Source organism: Streptomyces sp. NPDC059861, assembly GCF_042731435.1.
Taxonomy (GTDB): domain Bacteria; phylum Actinomycetota; class Actinomycetes; order Streptomycetales; family Streptomycetaceae; genus Streptomyces.
The window spans coordinates 163,209-183,950 of record NZ_JBHWJQ010000010.1 but is presented as its reverse complement, the minus strand read 5'-3'; the positions used below and the strand labels follow the sequence as shown (position 1 = coordinate 183,950).

Annotated in this window: 16 protein-coding genes; 8 read left to right on the top strand and 8 right to left on the bottom strand. The window is 70.9% G+C overall.

The genetic code is table 11. The features are described 5' to 3' along the window. Window positions 1-37 precede the first annotated feature (37 nt). The 3 genes from ACFV6X_RS12140 to ACFV6X_RS12130 all read left to right on the top strand — a co-directional run bounded on the left by ACFV6X_RS12140 (window position 38) and on the right by ACFV6X_RS12130 (window position 3,159). Window positions 38-1,030: a hypothetical protein gene (locus ACFV6X_RS12140; RefSeq protein WP_385381374.1), complete on the top strand. Its 993-nt coding sequence runs from the start codon at window positions 38-40 to the stop codon at window positions 1,028-1,030. Window positions 1,031-1,219: 189 nt separating this feature from the next. Continuing rightward, on the top strand, window positions 1,220-2,251 hold the full coding sequence (locus ACFV6X_RS12135) for a LacI family DNA-binding transcriptional regulator (protein ID WP_385381371.1): 1,032 nt from the start codon (window positions 1,220-1,222) through the stop codon (window positions 2,249-2,251). Continuing rightward, on the top strand, window positions 2,248-3,159 hold the full coding sequence (locus tag ACFV6X_RS12130) for a carbohydrate kinase (protein ID WP_385381369.1): 912 nt from the start codon (window positions 2,248-2,250) through the stop codon (window positions 3,157-3,159). The genes ACFV6X_RS12135 and ACFV6X_RS12130 overlap by 4 nt, the downstream gene beginning before the upstream one ends. Window positions 3,160-3,226: 67 nt before the next feature. Here ACFV6X_RS12130 and uvrA read toward each other — a convergent pair whose 3' ends face one another. Next, window positions 3,227-6,253: an excinuclease ABC subunit UvrA gene (uvrA, locus tag ACFV6X_RS12125; protein WP_385381366.1), complete on the bottom strand. Its 3,027-nt coding sequence runs from the start codon at window positions 6,251-6,253 to the stop codon at window positions 3,227-3,229. Between the two features lie 224 nt (window positions 6,254-6,477). Between uvrA and ACFV6X_RS12120 the strand changes: the two genes are divergently transcribed. Together ACFV6X_RS12120 and ACFV6X_RS12115 are read left to right on the top strand one after the other, a co-directional pair. After that, window positions 6,478-7,182: a maleylpyruvate isomerase family mycothiol-dependent enzyme gene (locus ACFV6X_RS12120; protein ID WP_385381363.1), complete on the top strand. Its 705-nt coding sequence runs from the start codon at window positions 6,478-6,480 to the stop codon at window positions 7,180-7,182. A 49-nt stretch (window positions 7,183-7,231) separates the two neighbouring features. Continuing rightward, window positions 7,232-7,888: an MBL fold metallo-hydrolase gene (locus ACFV6X_RS12115; protein WP_385381361.1), complete on the top strand. Its 657-nt coding sequence runs from the start codon at window positions 7,232-7,234 to the stop codon at window positions 7,886-7,888. A gap of 245 nt (window positions 7,889-8,133) precedes the next feature. Here the strand turns inward: ACFV6X_RS12115 and aroQ are convergent, their stop codons facing one another. Beyond that, window positions 8,134-8,607: a type II 3-dehydroquinate dehydratase gene (aroQ, locus tag ACFV6X_RS12110; RefSeq protein WP_385381358.1), complete on the bottom strand. Its 474-nt coding sequence runs from the start codon at window positions 8,605-8,607 to the stop codon at window positions 8,134-8,136. A 103-nt stretch (window positions 8,608-8,710) separates the two neighbouring features. Between aroQ and ACFV6X_RS12105 the strand changes: the two genes are divergently transcribed. Together ACFV6X_RS12105 and ACFV6X_RS12100 are read left to right on the top strand one after the other, a co-directional pair. Beyond that, entirely contained in the window at window positions 8,711-9,757 is a 1,047-nt protein-coding gene (locus tag ACFV6X_RS12105; protein ID WP_385381356.1) for a S66 peptidase family protein, read from the top strand. Between the two features lie 93 nt (window positions 9,758-9,850). Then, a complete protein-coding gene (locus ACFV6X_RS12100; RefSeq protein ID WP_385381353.1) occupies window positions 9,851-11,140 on the top strand; it encodes an MFS transporter in 1,290 nt (429 codons plus the stop codon). A gap of 108 nt (window positions 11,141-11,248) precedes the next feature. Here the strand turns inward: ACFV6X_RS12100 and ACFV6X_RS12095 are convergent, their stop codons facing one another. From ACFV6X_RS12095 to ACFV6X_RS12070, 6 genes are all read right to left on the bottom strand, one after another. After that, window positions 11,249-12,349 carry a calcium:proton antiporter gene (locus ACFV6X_RS12095; protein ID WP_385381350.1) on the bottom strand — a complete coding sequence of 367 codons (1,101 nt, stop codon included), beginning with the start codon at window positions 12,347-12,349 and terminating at the stop codon, window positions 11,249-11,251. 146 nt (window positions 12,350-12,495) lie between these two features. Further along, window positions 12,496-13,494, bottom strand: a complete 999-nt coding sequence (locus ACFV6X_RS12090; RefSeq protein WP_385381347.1) for a TerC family protein — start codon at window positions 13,492-13,494, stop codon at window positions 12,496-12,498. 231 nt (window positions 13,495-13,725) lie between these two features. Next, window positions 13,726-15,723 carry a TerD family protein gene (locus ACFV6X_RS12085; protein WP_385381345.1) on the bottom strand — a complete coding sequence of 666 codons (1,998 nt, stop codon included), beginning with the start codon at window positions 15,721-15,723 and terminating at the stop codon, window positions 13,726-13,728. A 67-nt stretch (window positions 15,724-15,790) separates the two neighbouring features. Continuing rightward, window positions 15,791-16,369 (bottom strand): TerD family protein, encoded by a 579-nt coding sequence (locus ACFV6X_RS12080; RefSeq protein WP_385381341.1) that lies wholly within the window; start codon window positions 16,367-16,369, stop codon window positions 15,791-15,793. A gap of 160 nt (window positions 16,370-16,529) precedes the next feature. Next, window positions 16,530-18,680 (bottom strand): excinuclease ABC subunit UvrB, encoded by a 2,151-nt coding sequence (uvrB, locus tag ACFV6X_RS12075; protein WP_385381339.1) that lies wholly within the window; start codon window positions 18,678-18,680, stop codon window positions 16,530-16,532. A 40-nt stretch (window positions 18,681-18,720) separates the two neighbouring features. Next, complete coding sequence (locus ACFV6X_RS12070; protein WP_385381336.1) at window positions 18,721-19,581, bottom strand: MHYT domain-containing protein; 861 nt, start codon at window positions 19,579-19,581, stop codon at window positions 18,721-18,723. Window positions 19,582-19,862: 281 nt separating this feature from the next. Here ACFV6X_RS12070 and ACFV6X_RS12065 point away from each other — a divergent pair, with 281 nt between their 5' ends. Next, window positions 19,863-20,741 (top strand): glycerophosphodiester phosphodiesterase, encoded by an 879-nt coding sequence (locus tag ACFV6X_RS12065; protein ID WP_385381333.1) that lies wholly within the window; start codon window positions 19,863-19,865, stop codon window positions 20,739-20,741. Window position 20,742: the final 1 nt, after the last annotated feature.

Below are 20,742 nucleotides of genomic sequence, written 5' to 3'. Positions count from 1 at the left end.
GACCAGCCGTCGTGATCCAGCACAGAAAGGCCCCTGCATGCCGCACGCCACACCGCACGCGGACGTCGTCCCCGCGGACCTGGACACCGACCTGCACGCCGAACCGGGCACGGAACTCGACACGGCACTGCGCTGCGGCCCCTTCCACGTCGCGCTGCGCGCCGCGATAGCCGCCCGAGGACTGCCGTTGCAGCGGGTGCAGCACCATCTGACGCGGTACGGCGTGAAAGTCGGCGTCACGAGCCTGAGTTACTGGCAGCAGGGCGCCCGCCGCCCGCAGCGCCCCGAGTCGCTGCGCGCCGTACGGGCCCTGGAGGAGATCCTCCAGCTCCCGGAGGAGTCGCTTATCCGGCTGCTCGCCGAGCCGGCCGACGAGCACGGGTCCGCACGCCGCCCCGAGGGCCGCTCCTACCGGTCCCTCGTCGAGGCCTCGGGCGTCCTGGAACGCCTGCTCGCCGAGCTGGACGCCCCCCTCGACGGCGGCCTGCACATGCTCGGGCACCACGAACAGGTACGGATCGGGGCGCGCCGCGAGCTGCTGGGGCGCGAGTCGCATCACATCGTGCGCGCGCACCAGGACGGCGTCGACCGCTTCGTGGCCGTCCACCACGGCGACCCCGGGTGCGCGCCGGACCGGACGAGCGTGCACGCGCTGGAGAACTGCCGCACCGGACGCGTCCGTTGGGACCGCGAGACCGGAATCCTGGTCGCCGAGCTGCTCTTCGACACTCGGCTGCGGGCCGGTGACACCTTCCTCCTCCGCTACGCCGTGGCGGACGGCACGGCGGGCGTGTCCCGCGAGTACCTGCGTGCCTTCGGTCCGGCGGGCGGGCAGTACGCCCTCCAGGTGCGGTTCGACGCCCACGCCCTGCCGGTGCGCTGTCACCGGTTCGCCCAGCACTCGGCAGCGGCCCCGCGCAGCGGCCACCAGGACCTGGCGCTGACCGGCCGGCACCACTCGGTGCACCTCGTGGAGCCGCGGGTGCGTGCGGGGATCGTGGGGATCGGGTGGGAATGGGATGGCGGGTGAGCGGGGTGGGGTGTGAGTGGCGGGGTGTGAGGGTGGGATGTGTGTTTGGAGCGTGGGGGTGAGCCGGAGGCGTCCGGCGTGACGTAAACGTTTGCGCAAGCGTTTACGTGACGCGCCGGATGGGATACCGTCCCCGCCGGAACAAGTGCGCCCCGGAACCAGCGGGACGCGGCCCGGAAGGGGACACCAATGGCCACGATGGCGGATGTGGCGCGGAGCGCCGGAGTCTCCGTGGCGACCGTCTCCCACGTGCTGAACGGCACCCGGCCGGTGCTCCCGCAGACCCGCCAGGCCGTCCTGGACGCCGTCGACGAGCTCGGCTACACCCCGAACACCCTGGCCCGCTCCCTGGTGACCTCCCGCACCCGCTCCATCGGGCTCGCGGTCTCGGCCATCAGCAACCCGTACTTCACCGAGATCCTCCAGGGCGTCGAGGCGACCGCCCTGGAGCAGGGCTACGGCCTGCTCATCGCCGACCCGCACGAGGATCCGCAGCACGAGCGCAAGGTCGTCCAGCTGCTGCACGAGCGACGCGTGGACGGCCTGATCGTCGCCCCGTCCCCGTCCCCCCGGGAACTGCTCTCCTACCTGCACCGGCACCAGGTGCCCACCGTGCTCCTGGACCGTGTGGTGGACGGGCCGGCGAGCGGCACGCCGCGCTTCGACCAGATCTGCGCGGAGAGCACGGAGCCGGTGACGAGCCTGGTCACGCATCTCGCCGAGCTGGGCCACCGCCGCATCGGCCTGGTCGCCGGCCGGCGCGGGCTGAGCACGACCGCCGAGCGGATCACCGGCTACCGGCACGGGCTCGCCGCCGCCGGGCTGCCGCACGACGAGCGGCTCGTCGCGCACGGCGACTCGGAGTCGGCCGCCGGTGAGCGGGCCACCGCCGCCCTGCTCTCCCTCGCCGCGCCGCCCACGGCCCTCGTCACGGCCAACAACGCCATGACCATCGGCGCCCTGCACACGCTGCGTGCGCGGGGCCTGTCCGTGCCCGCCGACATCGCGTTGTGCTGTTTCGACGACTTCGCCTGGGCGGACCTGTTCTCACCCCGGCTCACCGCGATCGCCCAGCCCAGCAAGGATCTCGGCGCCCAGGCCGTGCGGATCCTGCTCGAACGCCTCGCCGCCCCGGACCGGCCCGCCCGGACGGTGCGGCTCCCCTGCACCTTCGTCCACCGCACGTCCTGCGGCTGCCCCGAGAAAGGACCCGACTCGTGATCGTCGTCGCCGGTGAGGCCTTGATCGACCTGGTACCGCAAGGCACGGGCGCCCTGGCCGGCCTCCAGCCCGCCCTCGGCGGCGGCCCGTACAACACGGCCGTGGCCCTCGGCCGGCTCGGCTCCCCCACGGCGTTCTGCTCCCGCACCTCCCGCGACGCCTTCGGTCAGGCCCTGCTCGACGGGCTGCGCAAGGCCGGCGTGGACGTCTCGGCGGTGCAGCGCGGCCCGGAGCCGACCACCCTCGCCGTCGCCACGATCGACGGGAACGGCTCGGCCGCCTACTCCTTCTACGTCGACGGCACCGCCGACCGGCTGTTCACGGTCCCGGACGGCCTGCCCGCCGGCACCCGAGCGGTGTCCTTCGGCACCTGTTCGCTGGTTCTGGAGCCGGGAGCGAGCGCCTACGAGAAGCTGATGCGCACCGCCGCCGCGCAGGGCGTGTTCACCGCGCTCGACCCCAACATCAGGGCCGGGCTGATCCCCGACGCGGAGGCCTACCGGGCGCGGTTCCTCGGCTGGCTGCCCTCGGTGACACTGCTCAAGCTCTCCGAGGACGACGCGCGGTGGCTGGGCGGCACGCCCCGCGAGTGGCTGGCGGCGGGGCCCTCCGCGGTGGTGATCACCCGGGGCGCTGACGGGCTGACGGTCTTCACCCGGGACGGTGGGGAGCACTCCGTGCCGGGCGAGCGGGTCGCCGTGGTGGACACGATCGGCGCCGGCGACACCGTCAACGCGGCCCTGCTGCACGGCCTGTCCATCCGGAACGCCCTGTCCCCCGAGGCCCTCGCCGGTCTCGACGCGGACGCGTGGACCCGGCTCCTGCGCTTCGCGGCCCGCGCCGCGGCGATCACCTGTTCACGCGCGGGTGCCGAATCGCCGTACGCCTCGGAGCTGGGCGAGCTGTAGGGAGCACGGCGAAGGGGCGGTGACCCGCGGGCACTCCCGCCGGTCACCGCCCCTCCGTGTGCGGTGCTCAGGCCTTGCGAGCCCGCGTCGCCTTCTTCGCGGGCGCCTTCTTGGCCGCCCCGGCCGCCTTCTTCGTCGCCGTGTTGTTGACCGCCTTGGCAGTGGCGATCTTCTTCGCCGGCGCCTTGGCCGCCACCGTCTTCCGGGCCGCGGTCCTGCGCGGGGCCGGCACCGCGGCGGCGTCGCTGATCCGGTCGGCGCCGAGGATCTCCCGCAGGAACTTGCCGGTGTGGCTGGTGGACACCGCGGCGACCTCCTCGGGCGTGCCCTCGGCGACGACGAGGCCACCTCCGGCGCCACCCTCGGGCCCCATGTCGACAAGCCAGTCGGCGGTCTTGATCACATCGAGGTTGTGCTCGATGACGATGACGGTGTTGCCCTTGTCGACCAGGCCGGACAGCACCGTCAGAAGCTTGCTGATGTCCTCGAAGTGCAGACCGGTGGTCGGCTCGTCGAGCACGTAGACCGTGCGCCCGGTGGAGCGCTTCTGGAGCTCGCTGGCGAGCTTCACACGCTGGGCCTCACCGCCGGAGAGGGTGGTCGCCGACTGGCCGAGGCGGACATAGCCGAGGCCCACGTCGTGCAGCGTCCTCAGGTGGCGGGCGATCGCGGGGACGGCCTCGAAGAAGTCGAGCGCCTCCTCGATCGGCATGTTCAGGACCTCGGCGATGGACTTGCCCTTGTAGTGGACCTCCAGGGTCTCCCGGTTGTACCGGGCACCGTGGCAGACCTCGCACGGGACGTAGACGTCCGGGAGGAAGTTCATCTCGATCTTGATCGTGCCGTCGCCCGCACAGTTCTCACAGCGGCCGCCCTTGACGTTGAAGGAGAAGCGGCCGGGCATGTAACCACGGACCTTCGCCTCGGTCGTCTCGGCGAACAGCTTGCGGATGTGGTCGAAGACACCGGTGTACGTCGCCGGGTTGGACCGCGGGGTGCGGCCGATGGGCGACTGGTCGACGTGGACGACCTTGTCGACGAGGTCGTCGCCGTCCACGCGCGTGTGCCGGCCCGGCACGTTCCTCGCGCCGTTGAGCTCGCGGGCCAGGTGCGTGTACAGGATGTCGTTGACCAGCGTCGACTTGCCGGAGCCGGACACGCCCGTGACCGCGGTGAACACGCCCAGCGGGAAGGACACGTCGATGTCCTGGAGGTTGTTCTCCCGGGCGCCGTGCACGGTGAGCCGGCGGGAGGGGTCGAGGGGCCTGCGGATGTCCGGCAGCGGGATGGACTTCTTCCCTGAGAGGTACTGACCGGTCTGCGACTCCTTGTTGGCGAGCAGCTCCTTCAGGGAGCCGCTGTGCACGACGTTGCCACCGTGCTCGCCCGCGCCGGGGCCGATGTCGACGACCCAGTCGGCGACCTTGATGGTGTCCTCGTCGTGCTCGACGACGATGAGCGTGTTGCCCATGTCCCGCAGCCGGACCAGGGTCTCGATCAGCCGGTGGTTGTCCCGCTGGTGCAGGCCGATGGACGGCTCGTCGAGGACGTACAGGACGCCGACGAGACCGGAGCCGATCTGGGTGGCCAGGCGGATGCGCTGGGCCTCGCCGCCGGACAGGGTGCCTGCCGCGCGGTTCAGCGAGAGGTAGTCGAGGCCGACGTCGACCAGGAAGCGCAGCCGCTCGTTGACCTCCTTGAGCACACGCTCGGCGATCTTCTTGTCGCGGGCGCTGAGCTTCAGCTCGCCCAGGAACTCCGCGCAGTCGCTGATCGACATCGCGGAGACCTCCGCGATCGACTTCCCCATGATCGTGACCGCGAGGACGATCGGCTTCAGACGCGTGCCCTCACAGCCGGGGCAGGGCACCTCGCGCATGTAGCCCTCGAAGCGCTCACGGCTGGCGTCGGACTCGGCCTCGCTGTGCCGGCGCTTGACGAAGGGGACCGCGCCCTCGAAGGGCGTGGTGTAGACGCGCTCGCGGCCGTACCGGTTGCGGTAGCGGACCTCGATCTGTGTCTTGTGGCCGTACAGCAGGGCCTTCCTCGCGCGCTGCGGCAGACCCGCGAAGGGAATGTCCGTCCGGAAGCCCAGCGCGTCCGCGAGGGCACCGATGAGGCGGCCGAAGTAGTCCTTGGTGTGCCCGTGCGACCAGGGGTGGATCGCGCCCTCGTCGAGGGACTTGTCCTCGTCCGGGACGATCAGCTCGGGGTCGACCTCCATGCGCGTGCCGATGCCGGTGCACTCGGGGCAGGCGCCGAAGGGCGAGTTGAAGGAGAAGGAGCGCGGCTCCAGCTCCTCGAAGGACAGGTCGTCGTACGCGCAGTACAGGTGCTCCGAGTACATGCGCTCGCGCTCGGGGTCGTCCTCGGGGAGGTCGACGAAGTCGAGCACGACCATGCCGCCGGACAGGCCGAGGGCGGTCTCGACGGAGTCGGTGAGGCGGCGCTTGGCGGAGTCCTTCACGGTGAGACGGTCGATGACCACCTCGATGGTGTGCTTCTCCTGCTTCTTCAGCGTGGGCGGGCTGGAGAGCTGGATCGTCTCGCCGTCCACCCGCGCGCGGCTGTACCCCTTGGTCTGGAGATCGGCGAAGAGGTCGACGAACTCGCCCTTGCGCTCGCGCACCAGCGGGGAGAGCACCTGGAAGCGGCTCCCCTCCGGCAGCTCGAGGACCTTGTCGACGATGGCCTGCGGCGACTGGCGGGCGATCGGGCGGCCGCACTCGGGGCAGTGCGGCTTGCCGATGCGCGCGAAGAGCAGGCGCAGATAGTCGTAGACCTCGGTGATGGTGCCGACCGTCGAGCGCGGGTTGCGCGAGGTCGACTTCTGGTCGATGGAGACCGCCGGGGACAGACCCTCGATGAAGTCGACGTCCGGCTTGTCCATCTGGCCCAGGAACTGGCGGGCGTACGAGGAGAGCGACTCCACGTAGCGCCGCTGGCCCTCGGCGAAGATGGTGTCGAAGGCCAGGGAGGACTTGCCCGAACCCGACAGGCCCGTGAAGACGATGAGCGAGTCACGAGGCAGGTCGAGCGAGACGTTCTTCAGGTTGTGCTCGCGCGCGCCACGGACGATGAGACGGTCGGCCACGCCGGTCCGCACCTTTCTTGAGAGAAGTGACAGGGGCGAGGCCCCCGTGCTTTCTCAGACTAGGGGGAGCCACTGACAACGCCGGTCGGATTCCCGGAGTGGATAACAATCCCCGGCTCTCCAGCATGCCCGACGCCACCGCCGACCTTATAGCACGTGCATTCGATTTACGGCCGGGGTTCACCGGCTTCACCCGAAGGAGTGGCGGGGCTAGGGTCGGCGTCATGACTGATCACGTGCGTGACCTGGCGTCTGTACGGGACGCGACGGAACGGCTGCTCACCGCAGCGGCCAAGCTGAACAACGCTGCTGTGACCGAACCGTCACGGCTGCCCGGCTGGAGTCGCGGTCATGTACTCGCCCACCTCGCCCGCAACGCGGACGCCCTGGTGAACGTTCTCGAAGGCCGCCCCATGTACGTCTCCGGGGAGGCCCGGGACGCCGAGATCGAGCGGGACGCCCCGCGCCCCCTGGACGCCCAGCTCGCCGACGTCCGGGAGAGCGCCGCCCTCTTCCAGGGGACGGCCGACGTCCCCGCCGACTGGTCGCGCACGGTGGAGCTGCGCAACGGCGTGACCGACTCCGCGTCGCGGGTGCCGTTCCGCCGCTGGGTCGAGGTGGAGCTGCACCACGTGGACCTCGGCATCGGCTACGAGCTGGAGGACCTGCCGGCGGAGTTCACGGAGCGGGAGATCGACTTCCTCGCCCGCCGGTTCGCCGGCCACCCCGGCGTACCGCCCACCCGTCTGACGGACGGCACGCGCGCCTGGAGCACGGGCCGGGGGGCGGACACGGGGCAAGCGGCGGGTGACTCGGGGGTCACCGTCACGGGTTCCCCGGCCGGCCTGCTGGGCTGGCTCGCAGGCCGGCGGGACGGCTCCGGGCTGACCGTCCAGGGGGGCCGGTTGCCGTCGCTGCCCCCGCTGTGACGCCGCCGAGCCCTGCTCGCCGTACGCCTGCCGTCCTAGACTGATCGGCATGACGTACAGCGGACAGGTGACGGTCGGTGGCCCGGCGGACGTGCACGAGCTCAAGGACCTGATGATCACCAAGATCGCGGTGGGCCCGATGAACAACAACGCCTATCTGCTGCGCTGCCGGGCCACCGACGAGCAGTTGCTGATCGACGCGGCCAGCGACGCGCACACGCTGCTCGGCACGATCGGTGACGACGGCATCGCGTCCGTCGTCACCACGCACCAGCACGGCGACCACTGGCAGGCGCTCGCCGAGGTCGTCGCGGCCACGGGCGCCCGCACCCACGCGGGCCGCGACGACGCCGACGGCATCCCGGTGCCGACCGACGTCCTGGTCGACGACGGCGACTCCATCCGGGTGGGGCGCGTGGAACTGACCGCGCGCCATCTCGTCGGGCACACGCCGGGCTCGATCGCCCTGGTCTACGACGACCCCCACGGGCACCCGCACGTCTTCACCGGCGACTGCCTCTTCCCCGGCGGCGTGGGCAACACCCGTAAGGACCCCAAGGCGTTCGCCAGTCTGATCCACGACGTCGAGACGAAGATCTTCGACGCCCTCCCGGACGAGACCTGGGTCTATCCGGGGCACGGCGACGACACCACGCTCGGCGCGGAGCGACCGCACCTGCCGGAGTGGCACGCGCGCGGGTGGTGAACCCCGGACCACCGCGTACCCCCGGAGGTTCACCGGGGCGTGCGGAGCGGGACGCGCGCCCCGTGTGAATCCTCTGCACGCGCCGGCCCCTTGCGCGCGCTCCCCTGGTGCGTGGTGGCGCGGTCAACTGGAGGCAGCCCCGCGCGGGACGACGGCTTCCGCGCGGTGTCGGGCCGCCGGTCCCTCGATCCCCGCCCCTCGGCCGGCGGCCCTGGCAACTCCCCGCGCCGGGCGGCCCCACAGGGCTACGCGTCGGCCTGTGCCGCCCCGGCCAGCGCCGCGACCCGCTCCACCCCGAACACGTACCCCTGGACACCGCACCCCGCGATGACCCCGTCGGCGCGCAGGGAGACGTACGAGTGGTGCCGGAACGACTCCCGCTGGTGGATGTTGGAGATGTGGACCTCCAACACAGGCATGCCGTCACAGGTGTTGAGCGCATCAAGGATGGCGACGGACGTGTGCGAGTAGGCACCGGGGTTGATGACGATCCCGCAGTGATGGAGCCGCGCCTCATGGATCCAGTCCACCAACTCGCCCTCGTGGTTGGACTGCCGGAAGTCCACCGTGCCGCCGTGCGCGGCCGCCGCCTTGGCGCACAGGGTCTCGACGTCGGCGAGGGTGTCGGAGCCGTAGATCTCCGGCTGGCGTTGCCCGAGAAGGTTCAGGTTGGGCCCGTTGAGGATCATGATCGGGGCGTTGGCCAGGGTGCGGGGCACGGTTCCTCCGGTCCGGTCGAGGTCGGGCGGCCCGCGCGGGGACCGCTGCTCGGACCCGGTTTATCACGGTGCGCCGACAGCGGGCCCCTCGTAGCCTCCCCGCATGACCACACCCGCGTACCCTCCGAAGCCGTCGCCCGGCGACCGGATCGCCGTGATATCTCCCTCCTCCGGCCTGCCCGGTCTCTTCCCCCTCCCTCACGAGCTGGGGCTGGAGCGGCTGCGCAAGGAGTACGGCCTCGAACCGGTGGAGTACCCGGCGACCCGGAAGATGGGCTCGACGCCCCAGGAACGGGCCGACGACATCCACGCCGCGTTCGCCGACCCGGACATCAGGGCGGTGATCGCCTCGATCGGCGGCGACGACCAGATCACCGTCCTGCCGCTGCTGGACCGGGAGTTGATCCGGGCCGACCCGAAGCCCTTCTTCGGCATGAGCGACAACACGAACCTTCTCGCCTTCCTGCGCAACTGCGGCATCGTCGGCTATCACGGGGCGAGCGTGATGTGCGAGCTGGGCCGTCCGGGCGCCCTGCACCCCCAGACCGCCGAGTCGCTGCGTGCGGCGCTGTTCACGTCCGGCCCGTACGAACTGCGGCCCGCCGAGCGCTGGCGTGACGTCAGCCGTGACTGGGCGGATCCGGCGACCTTCGAAGCCGAACCCGAGACCCGGCCCGGCGACGGTTGGACCTGGGTCAACGCCGATCGCGTCGTGGAGGGCCGCGGCTGGGGCGGCTGCCTGGAGATCCTCGGCTGGCTGCTGATGGCCGACCGCGAGATCGCGCCCGACCCGGCGGAGTACGACGGCGGGGTGCTGTTCCTGGAGACCTCCGAGGACATGCCGAGCGCGGAGGAGGTCTTCCGCACCCTCAGGAACATGGGCGAGCGCGGTCTTCTCCGGCGCTTCCCCGGGCTGCTCATGGGCCGCCCCAAGACATGGTCCTTCGACCGCCCCAACAGTCCCGACGAGGCCGGGCGTTACGCCGCCGAGCAGCGTGTGGCCGTACTGCGAGCGCTGCGGGCGTACGCCCCCGAGACCCTGGTCGTCTTCGACGTGGACCTCGGCCACACGGACCCCCAACTCGTCATCCCTTATGGGGGCCTGATCCGCGTCGACGGCCCCGCCCGGCGCATCACCGTCACCTACTGAGGCACTCCGCACCACCGCACGCCCCCGTAACCGGCCGTCACCGTGGGTAGTTGACGCGGCATGCAAGACGCACGCTCCGTAAGGGCACCTTCCATGCTGCGGCTCGCGGCCGCCTCGCTCGCCGGGACGGCCATCGAGTTCTACGACTTCTTCGTCTACGGGACCGCCGCGGCACTGGTCCTCGGGCCGCTGTTCTTCCCGACGTTCTCCCCGCTGGCGGGAACACTGGCCGCCTTCGCCACGTTCGGGGTGGGCTTCGTGGCGCGGCCGCTGGGCTCCGTGCTGTTCGGGCACATCGGGGACCGGCACGGACGGCGGCCGGTCCTCGTCGGCTCGCTGCTGATCACGGGGGCGTCGACGGTCGCCGTCGGCTGCGTACCGACGTACGACTCGATCGGTGTGGCCGCTCCCCTGCTGCTGCTCGTCCTGCGGTTCGTGCAGGGGCTCGGGCTCGGTGGTGAGTGGGGCGGGGCCGTGCTGCTGACCGCCGAGCACGCGCCGGCCGACCGGCGTGGGCTCTGGTCGAGCTTTCCGCAGATGGGGCCGCCGGTCGGTTTCGTGCTGGCGAACGGGGCGGTGCTGACGCTGTCGGCGACGCTGACCGACGCCCAGTTCGCCGCGTGGGGCTGGCGGGTGCCGTTCTGGGCCGCCGGAGTGCTGGCCCTGGTGGGGCTGTGGCTGCGCTCGTCCCTCACCGAGAGCCCCAGCTTCCTGCGGATCGACGACTACGCGCGCGTGCCGCTCGCCGAGGTCGTGCGCGACCACTGGCGGCTGGTGCTGCTGACCGCCGGATCACTCGCCGTGGGCTACGCGATCTTCTACGCCGTGACCACCTGGTCGCTGGCGTACGCGACGGAACGGCTCGGGGTGAGCCGTACCGTCATGCTGACCTGCATCATGGCCGCGGTGGTGATGAAGGGCGCACTGACGCCGCTGGCGGCGGTGCTCGGCGACCGCTACGGGCGGCGGCCCCTGTGTCTGATCGGGTGTACGGCGGCCGTCCTGTGGATGTTCCCGATGGTCGCGCTGCTCGCGACCGGCGCGCCGCTGCTGATCTTCCTCGGTTTCCTGGTCGCGCTGCTCGCGTTCGTCACGATGTTCGGGGTGATCGCCGCGTATCTGCCGGAACTGTACGAACCCCGGGTGCGCTGCACGGGCGCCGCCGTCGGCTACAACCTCGGCGGCGTCCTCGGAGGCGCGCTGACCCCGATCGCGGCGACGGCACTGGCCGAACAGGGCGGTCGGGTGCCGTGGGGCGTCGGCGCCTATCTCACCGCCATCGCGCTGCTCAGCCTCGGCTGCTTCGCGCTGCTTCCGGAGACCCGGCCGACGGGGGCACGTAAAGCCGAGGCGGGCGCGGAGGCAGAGGCGGCGGCGGGCTGACGGGGGCGGGGAGCGGCGCGGGCTGATGGCGGCGCGCGGCCTACGGCCGGGGGGCTCTGTGCGCGGCTCGCCGCCTGCAACCCGCCTGACCGCCCCGGACAACGTCTCCTACGGGTTGACCGCCAGCTCCAGGTACGCCGCCAGGATCACCAGGTGGACGCCTCCCTGCAACGGTGTGGCCCGTCCCGGCACCACCGTCAGGGAGGCGACCACGACGGTCAGCGCGAGCAGCACCATGTGGGTGGAGCCGAGGCCGAGGATGAGCGGTCCGGAGAGCCAGATGGACGCCAGGGCCACGGCGGGGATCGTCAGGCCGATGCTGGCCATGGCGGAGCCGAGCGCGAGGTTGAGACTGGTCTGCACCCGGTCGCGGCGGGCGGCGCGCAACGCGGCGATCGTCTCGGGCAGCAGCACCAGCAGCGCGATGACCACACCGACGACGGCGTGGTCCATGCCCGCGGCCGCCACTCCCGACTCGATCGTCGGCGACACACCCTTCGCCAGGCCGACCACCCCGACCAGCGCGAGCAACAGCAGTCCGAGGCTGATCCAGGCCGAGCGGCTGGACGGCGCGGCGGCATGGTCGTCCCCCGTGATCACCTCGCCCTGGTGGGTGATGGGGAGGAAATAGTCCCGGTGCCTGATGGTCTGGGTCGCCACGAACAGGCCGTAGAGGATCAACGACGACACCGCGGCGAAGGTGAGCTGCACACCCGAGAACTGCGGGCCGGGCTTGCTGGTCGTGAACGTCGGCAGCACAAGGCTGAGCGTGGCCAGCGTGGCGACGGTCGCAAGGGCGGCGCCGGTCCCCTCGGGGTTGAAGACGGCCGTGCGGTGGCGCAGCGAGGCCACGAGGAGGCTCAGGCCGACGATGCCGTTGCAGGTGATCATCACCGCGGCGAACACCGTGTCCCTGGCCAGCGAGGCACTCTTGTCGCCGCCGTCCGCCATGAGGGCGACGATCAGCGCCACTTCGATGACCGTGACCGCGACGGCGAGGATCAGCGAGCCGAAGGGTTCGCCGACCCGGTGGGCGACCACTTCGGCGTGGTGCACGGCGGCGAGGACCGCGCCCGCGAGCACGACCGTCATCAGCGCGGTGACCGCGGCCGGCACGTCCCGGCCCCAGGTGAAGATCAGGAGGACCGCCGCGAGCACCGGCACCACGGACGTCCACCCACGGGCGAGTGACGTGAGCCGAGCGGTCATGCGGTGATCGTCCCAGACTGGTTCGGACCTCGCATTCCGTCGCCGTCATGGCGTCCACAGGCGAGTCGAACTCGAAACCGCGGCAGCGGTGCCCGGCGATTCGCCGAGCACCGCTCCCGGTGGTTGTCGCCACGCGTCCGGCGCGGTCAGACGTCGATGCTGTCCTTCGACGCACCTTCGCCGCGCTCCTGCGCCTCGGCCGCCGCCTGCTTCCGCGAGGCCATCAGGCTGGTGATCGTGGTGACGATCAGGACGGAGCAGATCACGCCGAGCGAGACCGGAATGCTGATCTCGGGGACGTGGACCCCGGACTCGTGCAGGGCGTGCAGCACCAGCTTGACGCCGATGAAGCCGAGGATGACCGACAGGCCGTACGACAGGTGGACCAGCTTCCTCAGCAGGCCGCCGATCAGGAAGTACAGCTGCCTGAGGCCCATCAGCGCGAAGGCGTTCGCGGTGAAGACGATGTACGGGTCCTGCGTGAGGCCGAAGATCGCCGGGATGGAGTCGAGCGCGAACAGGACGTCCGTGGTGCCGATGGCCAGCATCACGACCAGCATCGGGGTCATGACCCGCTTGCCGTTCTCCTGGATCCACAGCTTCGTGCCGTGGTAGCGGTCGGCCACACCGAAGCGGCGCTCGGCGGCCTTGAGGAGCTTGTTCTCCTCGTACTCCTCGTCCTCCGTGTCGGCCCGGGCCTCCTGGATCAGCTTCCAGGCGGTCCAGATCAGGAAGGCGCCGAAGAGGTAGAACACCCACGAGAAGCTGGCGATGATCGCGGCACCCGCGGCGATGAAGATCGCGCGCAGCACCAGGGCGATGAGCACACCGACGAGCAGCACCCGCTGCTGGTACTGCGAGGGCACGGCGAACTTCGCCATGATCAGGACGAAGACGAAGAGGTTGTCGACACTCAGCGACTTCTCGGTGATGAATCCGGCGAAGAACTCACCAGCGGGCTGGCCGCCGCCGAAGAGGAGCAGACCGAGGCCGAAGAGTCCGGCCAGGGCGATCCAGACGCCCGTCCAGATCCCGGCTTCCTTGATGGATACGTCGTGGGGCTTGCGCCCGATGAAGAAGTCGACCGCGATCAGTGCGGCCAGTCCGACGATGGTCAGGACCCATAGGGTCACGGAAACATCCACTGCGCCTCCGGCAGTACATAACGGCGAACAGTCAGGTCAGCGTCGTCGCTGCCGGAGGTCTCTTCCACCCAGAAGTGGGCCGACGCCCCGGGATCTGGCCTGATCCGTATTGACGGGTACGCCGCAGTAGTCAGGGAGTACTCCCCTCCGTACGGAAAACAGTACCCCAATCACCAAGGGAAGGTAAAGCGCCTGGCAAAGCAAAGGTCAAGTTCCCTGGTCACATGGGCTTTACCGATGCTTGGTGCGGGCGGCGGCGACCCGGTCGAGCACCTGCTGGAGCACCCGGCTCCCGGGCGGCACCAGCGACGGCTCGTACGTCCAGGCGTGGCCCACCCACGGGTCGGCGAGGTGGTCGTCGGGCATCGGGGTCAGTCGCAGCAGCGAGCGCCACAGCGGGTCGAGCAGCGGCCCGTAGGCGGCGGCGTCCTCCCGGTCCGCGACCATCATCAGATGGACGCCGACTGCCGGGCCCTCGTCGGCCAGATAGCGCAGCTGGGTGACGGCCCGGTCGTCGAAGCCGTGCGGGAAGTCGTTGACCACCACCAGGTTCTGGGAGGTGTCGAAGCCCGGCGGGAGGGCGTCGGGCACACCGCCGCGCACCGCCATCTGCACCAGGTCGACCCGCTGCGTGAGCGTGCCCAGGACGTCCGCGACCCCCGCGGCACCGACCGCGGGCGGCGCCGCGAGCACTCCGCTCTGCACCAGCGGGACCAGCGTCTGCGCGCCCGATCCCGCGGCGTCGATGACGTACACGGTGAACTCGCCCGCCGGATGCACGGCGAGCAGCCGCGCCACATGCGCCACCGCCGACTCCATCGCCAGACGCCGCAGGTCGTGCGCGTCGCGGAACATGTCGTCGGACGAACCGGCACGTCCGCTGTCGATCCACAGACCACGCTCCAGCGGAAGCCGGACCAACAACGGGACGCGCAGCTCGGCGGACTCCGGCAGATACAGGTCCCCCAGCCGCAGGGCCATGGGCATCTCCATCGGCACGCGGTACCCGTGCCAGACCGGGTTGTCCCAGCGGGCGTAGGCCGGGGGCAGCGCGGGCTCGACGACGTCGGTCTCGGCGGTCAGCTGGGCGACGTCCCGGTCGAATGCCTGCCGGGCCTCGTCGACGAGCCGGCTGTGCCGGGCGCGGGCCGCCTCACGCGCGGCGTCGGCCTGTCCGCCGATCCGGCTGCGCGGGTCGGACAGGACCGCTTCCAACTCCTTGTCCATGCGCGACTCGGCGAAGTCCACGGCGCTGCGGTACGCGGCGGCGGTGCGGGCCAGGTCCTCGAACATGCCCCACACCTGGTTGTAGAGCCGCTCGTCCATGGACCAGCCGGTCGCGTCGCCCGCGACGGGCCGGGCGGGCTGACCGGGCGCCGCGGGGGGCGCGGCCGGCGGGGGCGGGGGCGGCGCCGAGTTGCGGCGGCGCGGGTGGTTGTAGTCGATCGGGCCGCCCGCCGGCACGGACGGCTGGGTGAGGGCGGAGGGGTCGGCCGGCGCGGAGGGGTCGGGGGGAACCGATCCTCCCGGGTAGCCCGTACCTCCCGCTGTGGTGCCCTGCGGCGTCTGCGTTCCGTAGGGCAAGCCGCTGTGCTCCTGACCACGGGTGGGTGCGGCGGTCTGGCGGGTGCGGTCGCCGTCCGCCGTACGGGGCGGGGGCGCCGCCACCGAGCGGGCCATGCCCTGGGCGACCGCGTCGTTGATGGCGGTGGCGAGTTGGTGAGCCTGGGGCACGCCCTGGTCGGCGAAGAGCTCGGCGAGGCCGCCGGCGTAGCCCTGGCCGACGGCGCGCACCTTCCAGACGCCCTGGCGGCGGTAGATCTCCAGGGCGACCACGGCCGTCTCGGCCTCCAGGCCGGTGATGGTGTAGCTGGCGACCTCGGTGCCGTCGAGCCCGGTGACCGCGACGAAGGGGGCGGCCACCGCGCCGAAGCGGGCCGGCCCCCCGGCGCCGGTGGGCAGGGCCAGCAGCACATGGACGCGATGCACGGTGTCCGGCATCGCGTCCAGGTCCACCGCGAGGCGGTGGGCCGCCGCCGCTTGGCGGGGCACCTCCAGGCCCGGCAGGGTGGGTGTGCCCGGGTGGGCCACCCGCTCCGTGTCCCGGACCTTGCCCTGCTCGTCGCTGAGCGTGGCCGCGGCCACGATCGGCTTGCCGGCCGAGACCCTGATTTCCAGGCGGGCCTGGGAGAGCGGATGGTTCTGCCCCCGCACCAGCTCGGCCGTCATCGCCTCAATCCCCCTGTGTGACTGTTGTTGTCGTGTGCCGCTCGCTCAGACCCTCAGGCCCGCCGCCTCAGAGGTGCGGCAGGACCGACGGCATCAGGTCCTGGAAGGTGCGGCCGTTGGCCGGGGTGCCGAGGGCCGTCATGGACCAGCCGGTGCCCACGCGGTGCACCTTCGCCATGATCTGGGCCGTGTAGGCGCCGCCGCCGGCGAGCGTGTAGCGGGCGAGCTCCTGGCCGTTGGTCTCGTCGACGAGGCGGCAGAAGGCGTTCTGCACCTCCTGGAAGGTCTGGCCCGTGAACGAGTTCACGGTGAAGACGATCTGGTCGATGTGGACCGGGAGGCGCTGCAGGTCGACGAGGATCGCCTCGTCGTCGCCGCCCTGGCCGACACCGCCGACGAGGTTGTCACCGGTGTGACGGACCGAGCCGTCGTCGCTCACCAGGTGGCGGAAGAAGACGACGTCGACCGGCTGCTTGTCCGCGAACAGGACGGCGGAGGCGTCGAGGTCGATCTCCCGCGTGCGCGAGCCGAACAGGCCGCGCCGCGGAGCCGCCTGCCAGCCCAGACCCATGCGCACCGCGGTCAGGGTGCCGCCGTCGTTCTTCTGCAGACTGATGGCCTGACCCTTGGTCATGTTGACGGTCACGCGCTGATTCCCCTCTCGAGCATTCCCCTGTTGCCGCGAAGCCGCGGATGACGAGCACCTTACGCAGGGGCACTGACAGCCACGTACTCCGCTCCGCACTTTGTGTCGGTCTTGCAACACAGCGCAGCCGCGGCGAGGTCACAGCGGGCCCGCCGGCCCATCAGGCCAGGCCGGCCTCCCTCATCTGACGCAGTTCCTTCTTCATCTCGGACACCTCGTCGCGCAGCCGCGCCGCGATCTCGAACTGCAGGTCCGCGGCGGCGGCGCGCATGCGCTCCGTCAGCTCCTCGATCTGCTCGGAGAGTTCCGCGGCGGGGCGGTCGGTCGGCACGGTCTCCTTGGCCTTGCCCTTGGCGCGCTTGGCGGGCTTCGCGTCCTTGACCGCGTGCTCCTTCAGCGAGGGCACGGGTGCCCTCGTGCCGCGGCCGTCCTTGCGGGACTGGCGGTAGCCCGTGCCGAGCAGCTGCTCGGTGTCGACGTCCTCGCGCGCGATCTGCGCGACGATGTCGTTGATCTTCTTGCGCAGCGGCTGCGGGTCGATGCCGTTCGCCGTGTTGTACGCGACCTGCTTCTCCCGGCGGCGGTTGGTCTCGTCGATGGCCTTCTCCATCGCCGGGGTGATCTTGTCGGCGTACATGTGGACCTGACCGGAGACGTTGCGCGCCGCGCGGCCGATGGTCTGGATCAGCGACGTGCCGGAGCGCAGGAAGCCCTCCTTGTCGGCGTCGAGGATCGCCACCAGGGAGACCTCGGGAAGGTCGAGACCCTCCCTGAGGAGGTTGATGCCGATCAGGACGTCGAACTCGCCCGCGCGCAGCTCGCGCAGCAGCTCGACGCGGCGCAGGGTGTCCACGTCGCTGTGGAGATAGCGGACGTGGATGCCGAGTTCCAGGAAGTAGTCGGTGAGGTCCTCGGCCATCTTCTTCGTGAGCGTGGTGACCAGGACGCGCTCGTCCTTGTCCACGCGCGTGCGGATCTCGTGCACCAGGTCGTCGATCTGGCCCTCGGTGGGCTTGACCACGACCTCCGGGTCGATCAGGCCGGTGGGCCGGATGATCTGCTCGACGACACCGTCGGAGCGGGACAGCTCGTACTGGCCGGGAGTCGCGGACAGGTAGACGGCCTGGCCGATGCGCTGCTGGAACTCCTCCCACTTCAGCGGGCGGTTGTCGAGGGCCGAGGGCAGCCGGAACCCGTGGTCCACGAGGGTGCGCTTGCGGGAGGCGTCGCCCTCGTACATGGCGCCGATCTGCGGCACCGTGACGTGCGACTCGTCGATGACGAGGAGGAAGTCCTCGGGGAAGTAGTCCAGCAGCGTGTTCGGCGCGGAGCCGGGGAGGCGGCCGTCGAAGTGCATCGAGTAGTTCTCCACGCCGGAGCAGGTGCCGATCTGGCGGAGCATCTCGAGGTCGTACGTCGTGCGCATCCGCAGCCGCTGGGCCTCCAGGAGCTTGCCCTGCTTCTCCAGCTCGCCGAGCCGCTCCGCCAGCTCCTTCTCGATGTCGTTGACGGCCCGCTCCATGCGCTCGGGGCCCGCGATGTAGTGGGAGGCGGGGAAGACGTACAGCTGCTGGTCGTCGCTGACGATCTCACCCGTGAGCGGGTGCAGCGTGGACAGCGCCTCGATCTCGTCGCCGAACATCTCGATGCGCACGGCCAGCTCCTCGTAGACCGGGAAGATCTCGATGGTGTCGCCGCGGACCCGGAAGGTGCCCCGGGTGAAGGCCATGTCGTTGCGCGTGTACTGGATGTCGACGAAGCGGCGCAGCAACTGGTCGCGGTCGATCTCGTCGCCGACGCGCAGCGGCACCATGCGGTCGACGTACTCCTGCGGCGTGCCGAGGCCGTAGATGCAGGACACCGAGGCGACGACGATGACGTCGCGGCGGGTGAGCAACGAGTTGGTCGCCGAGTGGCGCAGGCGCTCGACCTCCTCGTTGATCGAGGAGTCCTTCTCGATGTAGGTGTCCGACTGCGGGACGTACGCCTCGGGCTGGTAGTAGTCGTAGTACGAGACGAAGTACTCGACGGCGTTGTTCGGCAGGAGCTCGCGGAACTCGTTCGCCAGCTGGGCGGCCAGCGTCTTGTTCGGGGCCATCACCAGGGTAGGGCGCTGGAGCTTCTCGATCATCCACGCGGTGGTGGCGGACTTGCCGGTGCCGGTCGCGCCGAGGAGCACGACGTCCTTCTCGCCGGCTTCGATGCGCCGGGCGAGGTCGGCGATGGCCGCCGGCTGGTCGCCGTTGGGCTGGTAGGGACTGACGACCTCGAAGGGCGCCACCGTGCGTTCGATGCTGGAAACGGGCCGCATGGCATCAACCGTACGACCCCGCACTGACAACGGGCTCCGATCAGCGGTTCTGCGGGGTGCGGGAGCCGCTGCGGGCCGGAGGCCGGCGGGTGCGGAGCGCGATCCTGCGGGTCCGGTGCGGCAGGTGGGCCGGGACCCCCGGCTTGGGCTCGGGGCGGGGCGGGGCGGGTCTGCCCATGATCATCAATGGGTCGAACAGGACCACGACGCCCGCGAGGCACAGCAGTGCGAGCGGGCCGATCAGCATCGGGGCGAGCAGGGCGGCGGGCGCGTCGCCCGTGGTGGGGTCGGCGGCGCCGTGCACGTGGACCTTGAGTGCCGCCATGCCCGTGTAGTGCATGCCGCTGACCGCGAGACCCATGACGAGGCTGGCGCCCACGCTCCACAGGAGCCCTCTGACCTGCCCGGCCGCCCACAGGGCGGCGGTGGCGGCGGCCATGGCGATGAGCACGGAGGCGGCGACGGTGACCGTGTCGTACTCCAGCTTTCCGTCCAGCTCCAGGCCGGCCATGCCCAGGTAGTGCATGGACGCGATGCCGAGGCCGGTCACGGTGCCACCGGTGAACAGGGCGGTGCCGGACGCGCCCCGGTAACCGACGATGAAGATCCCGACGCCGACCATCAGGATGGCGACGCCCAGGCTGGCGTAGGTGAACGGCTTGTCGTAGTGGATCGGGGCCTCGTGGACCGTGAAGCCCATCATCCCGATGAAGTGCATGGTCCAGACGCCGGAGCCGATCGCCAGGGAGCCGAGGGCCAGCCAGCCGGGGCGCCAGGAGCCGCCCACGAGCTGGGCTCTGGTGGTGCAGCGCAGGCCGAGGGCACCGCCGAGGCAGGCCATGACGAAGGCCACCAGCGGTGTGACGAGGCCGTAGCTGAATCCATCGACCGTGCCCTGCATGCGCGGCTGCCCTTCCGCCCCATTCCGTCCCGGAATACCGTGAAATGCTCCCCCTCCCAGAACCGCCCGAGCGGTCAGGGTTGAGGCAGAGAGTATGACTCGCACCGGAATGGTCGAACGACTTTCCGGCAAAGAAACACGGCTCTGCCCCAGTTGTGCCGTACCGGTGAGTGGTCGCGGGCAACTCCATTCAATCTGTGTCCATCCTGTACCCCTCTGGCGTTGGCCCTCCGATGCCACGGTGGATCCTGTCCGTGATCGGTTCGACGCGAGGAGTACGCATGCACGCGCGCGCAGTTGCCGCCACGACCACCGCGCTCCTGGGGAGCATCGCCGTGCTGTTCCCCGCCTACGGCGCCGGGGCCGACGGCGATGCTGCCGGGCCTCCCGTGGTGCTGGCCCACCGGGGCGCCTCCGCCTATGCGCCCGAGAACACCCTGGCCGCCGTCGACAAGGCCGCCGAGCTGGGCATCGAGTGGGTCGAGAACGACGTGCAGCGCACCAAGGACGGCGAGCTCGTGGTGCTGCACGACGACACCCTGCGGCGCACCACCGACGTGGAGCAGGTGTTCCCCGGCCGAGCGCCGTGGAGGGTCAAGGACTTCACCGCCGCCGAGATCGCGCGCCTGGACGCGGGGAGCTGGTTCGGGTCCGCCCACGCGGGCGCGCGCGTGCCGACGCTCACGGAGTACCTGCGCCGGATCGAGCACCATCACCAGAAGCTGCTCCTGGAGATCAAGCAGTCGGAGCTGTACCCGGGCATCGAGGGCGAGACACTGAAGGTGCTCGGCAACGAGGGATGGCTGGACGGGCAGCACCTGGCGGACCGGCTGATCGTGCAGAGCTTCGACGTGGACAGCCTGCGCACCGTGCACGAGCTGGGGCCCGCGGTGAAGACCGGCTTCCTCGGTACGCCGTCCCTGGCCCAGGTGCGAAACTACGGGCGCTTCGTCGACCAGATCAATCCCTCCTACACGTCCCTGACGGCCGGCTACGTCTCCGCCGTGCACGCGATCACCGGTGCGCACGGCAGGCCGCTGGAGGTCTTCACCTGGACCGTCGACGACGCCGCGACGGCCCGCAAGGTCGCCGGGTACGCCGTCGACGGCGTCATCACCAACAAGCCCGACGTCGTCAGGGACGCGCTCGGCGGGCAGTGAC

What these genes read in the sequence shown, in the direction of transcription:
- ACFV6X_RS12140 (WP_385381374.1), top strand. Translation starts at nt 38, where the DNA reads ATGCCGCACGCCACACCGCACGCGGACGTCGTCCCCGCGGACCTGGAC.
- ACFV6X_RS12135 (WP_385381371.1), top strand. Translation starts at nt 1,220, where the DNA reads ATGGCCACGATGGCGGATGTGGCGCGGAGCGCCGGAGTCTCCGTGGCG.
- ACFV6X_RS12120 (WP_385381363.1), top strand. Translation starts at nt 6,478, where the DNA reads ATGACTGATCACGTGCGTGACCTGGCGTCTGTACGGGACGCGACGGAA.
- ACFV6X_RS12115 (WP_385381361.1), top strand. Translation starts at nt 7,232, where the DNA reads ATGACGTACAGCGGACAGGTGACGGTCGGTGGCCCGGCGGACGTGCAC.
- ACFV6X_RS12105 (WP_385381356.1), top strand. Translation starts at nt 8,711, where the DNA reads ATGACCACACCCGCGTACCCTCCGAAGCCGTCGCCCGGCGACCGGATC.
- ACFV6X_RS12100 (WP_385381353.1), top strand. Translation starts at nt 9,851, where the DNA reads ATGCTGCGGCTCGCGGCCGCCTCGCTCGCCGGGACGGCCATCGAGTTC.
- ACFV6X_RS12095 (WP_385381350.1), bottom strand. Translation starts at nt 12,349, where the DNA reads ATGACCGCTCGGCTCACGTCACTCGCCCGTGGGTGGACGTCCGTGGTG.
- ACFV6X_RS12085 (WP_385381345.1), bottom strand. Translation starts at nt 15,723, where the DNA reads ATGACGGCCGAGCTGGTGCGGGGGCAGAACCATCCGCTCTCCCAGGCC.
- uvrB (WP_385381339.1), bottom strand. Translation starts at nt 18,680, where the DNA reads ATGCGGCCCGTTTCCAGCATCGAACGCACGGTGGCGCCCTTCGAGGTC.
- ACFV6X_RS12070 (WP_385381336.1), bottom strand. Translation starts at nt 19,581, where the DNA reads ATGCAGGGCACGGTCGATGGATTCAGCTACGGCCTCGTCACACCGCTG.
- ACFV6X_RS12065 (WP_385381333.1), top strand. Translation starts at nt 19,863, where the DNA reads ATGCACGCGCGCGCAGTTGCCGCCACGACCACCGCGCTCCTGGGGAGC.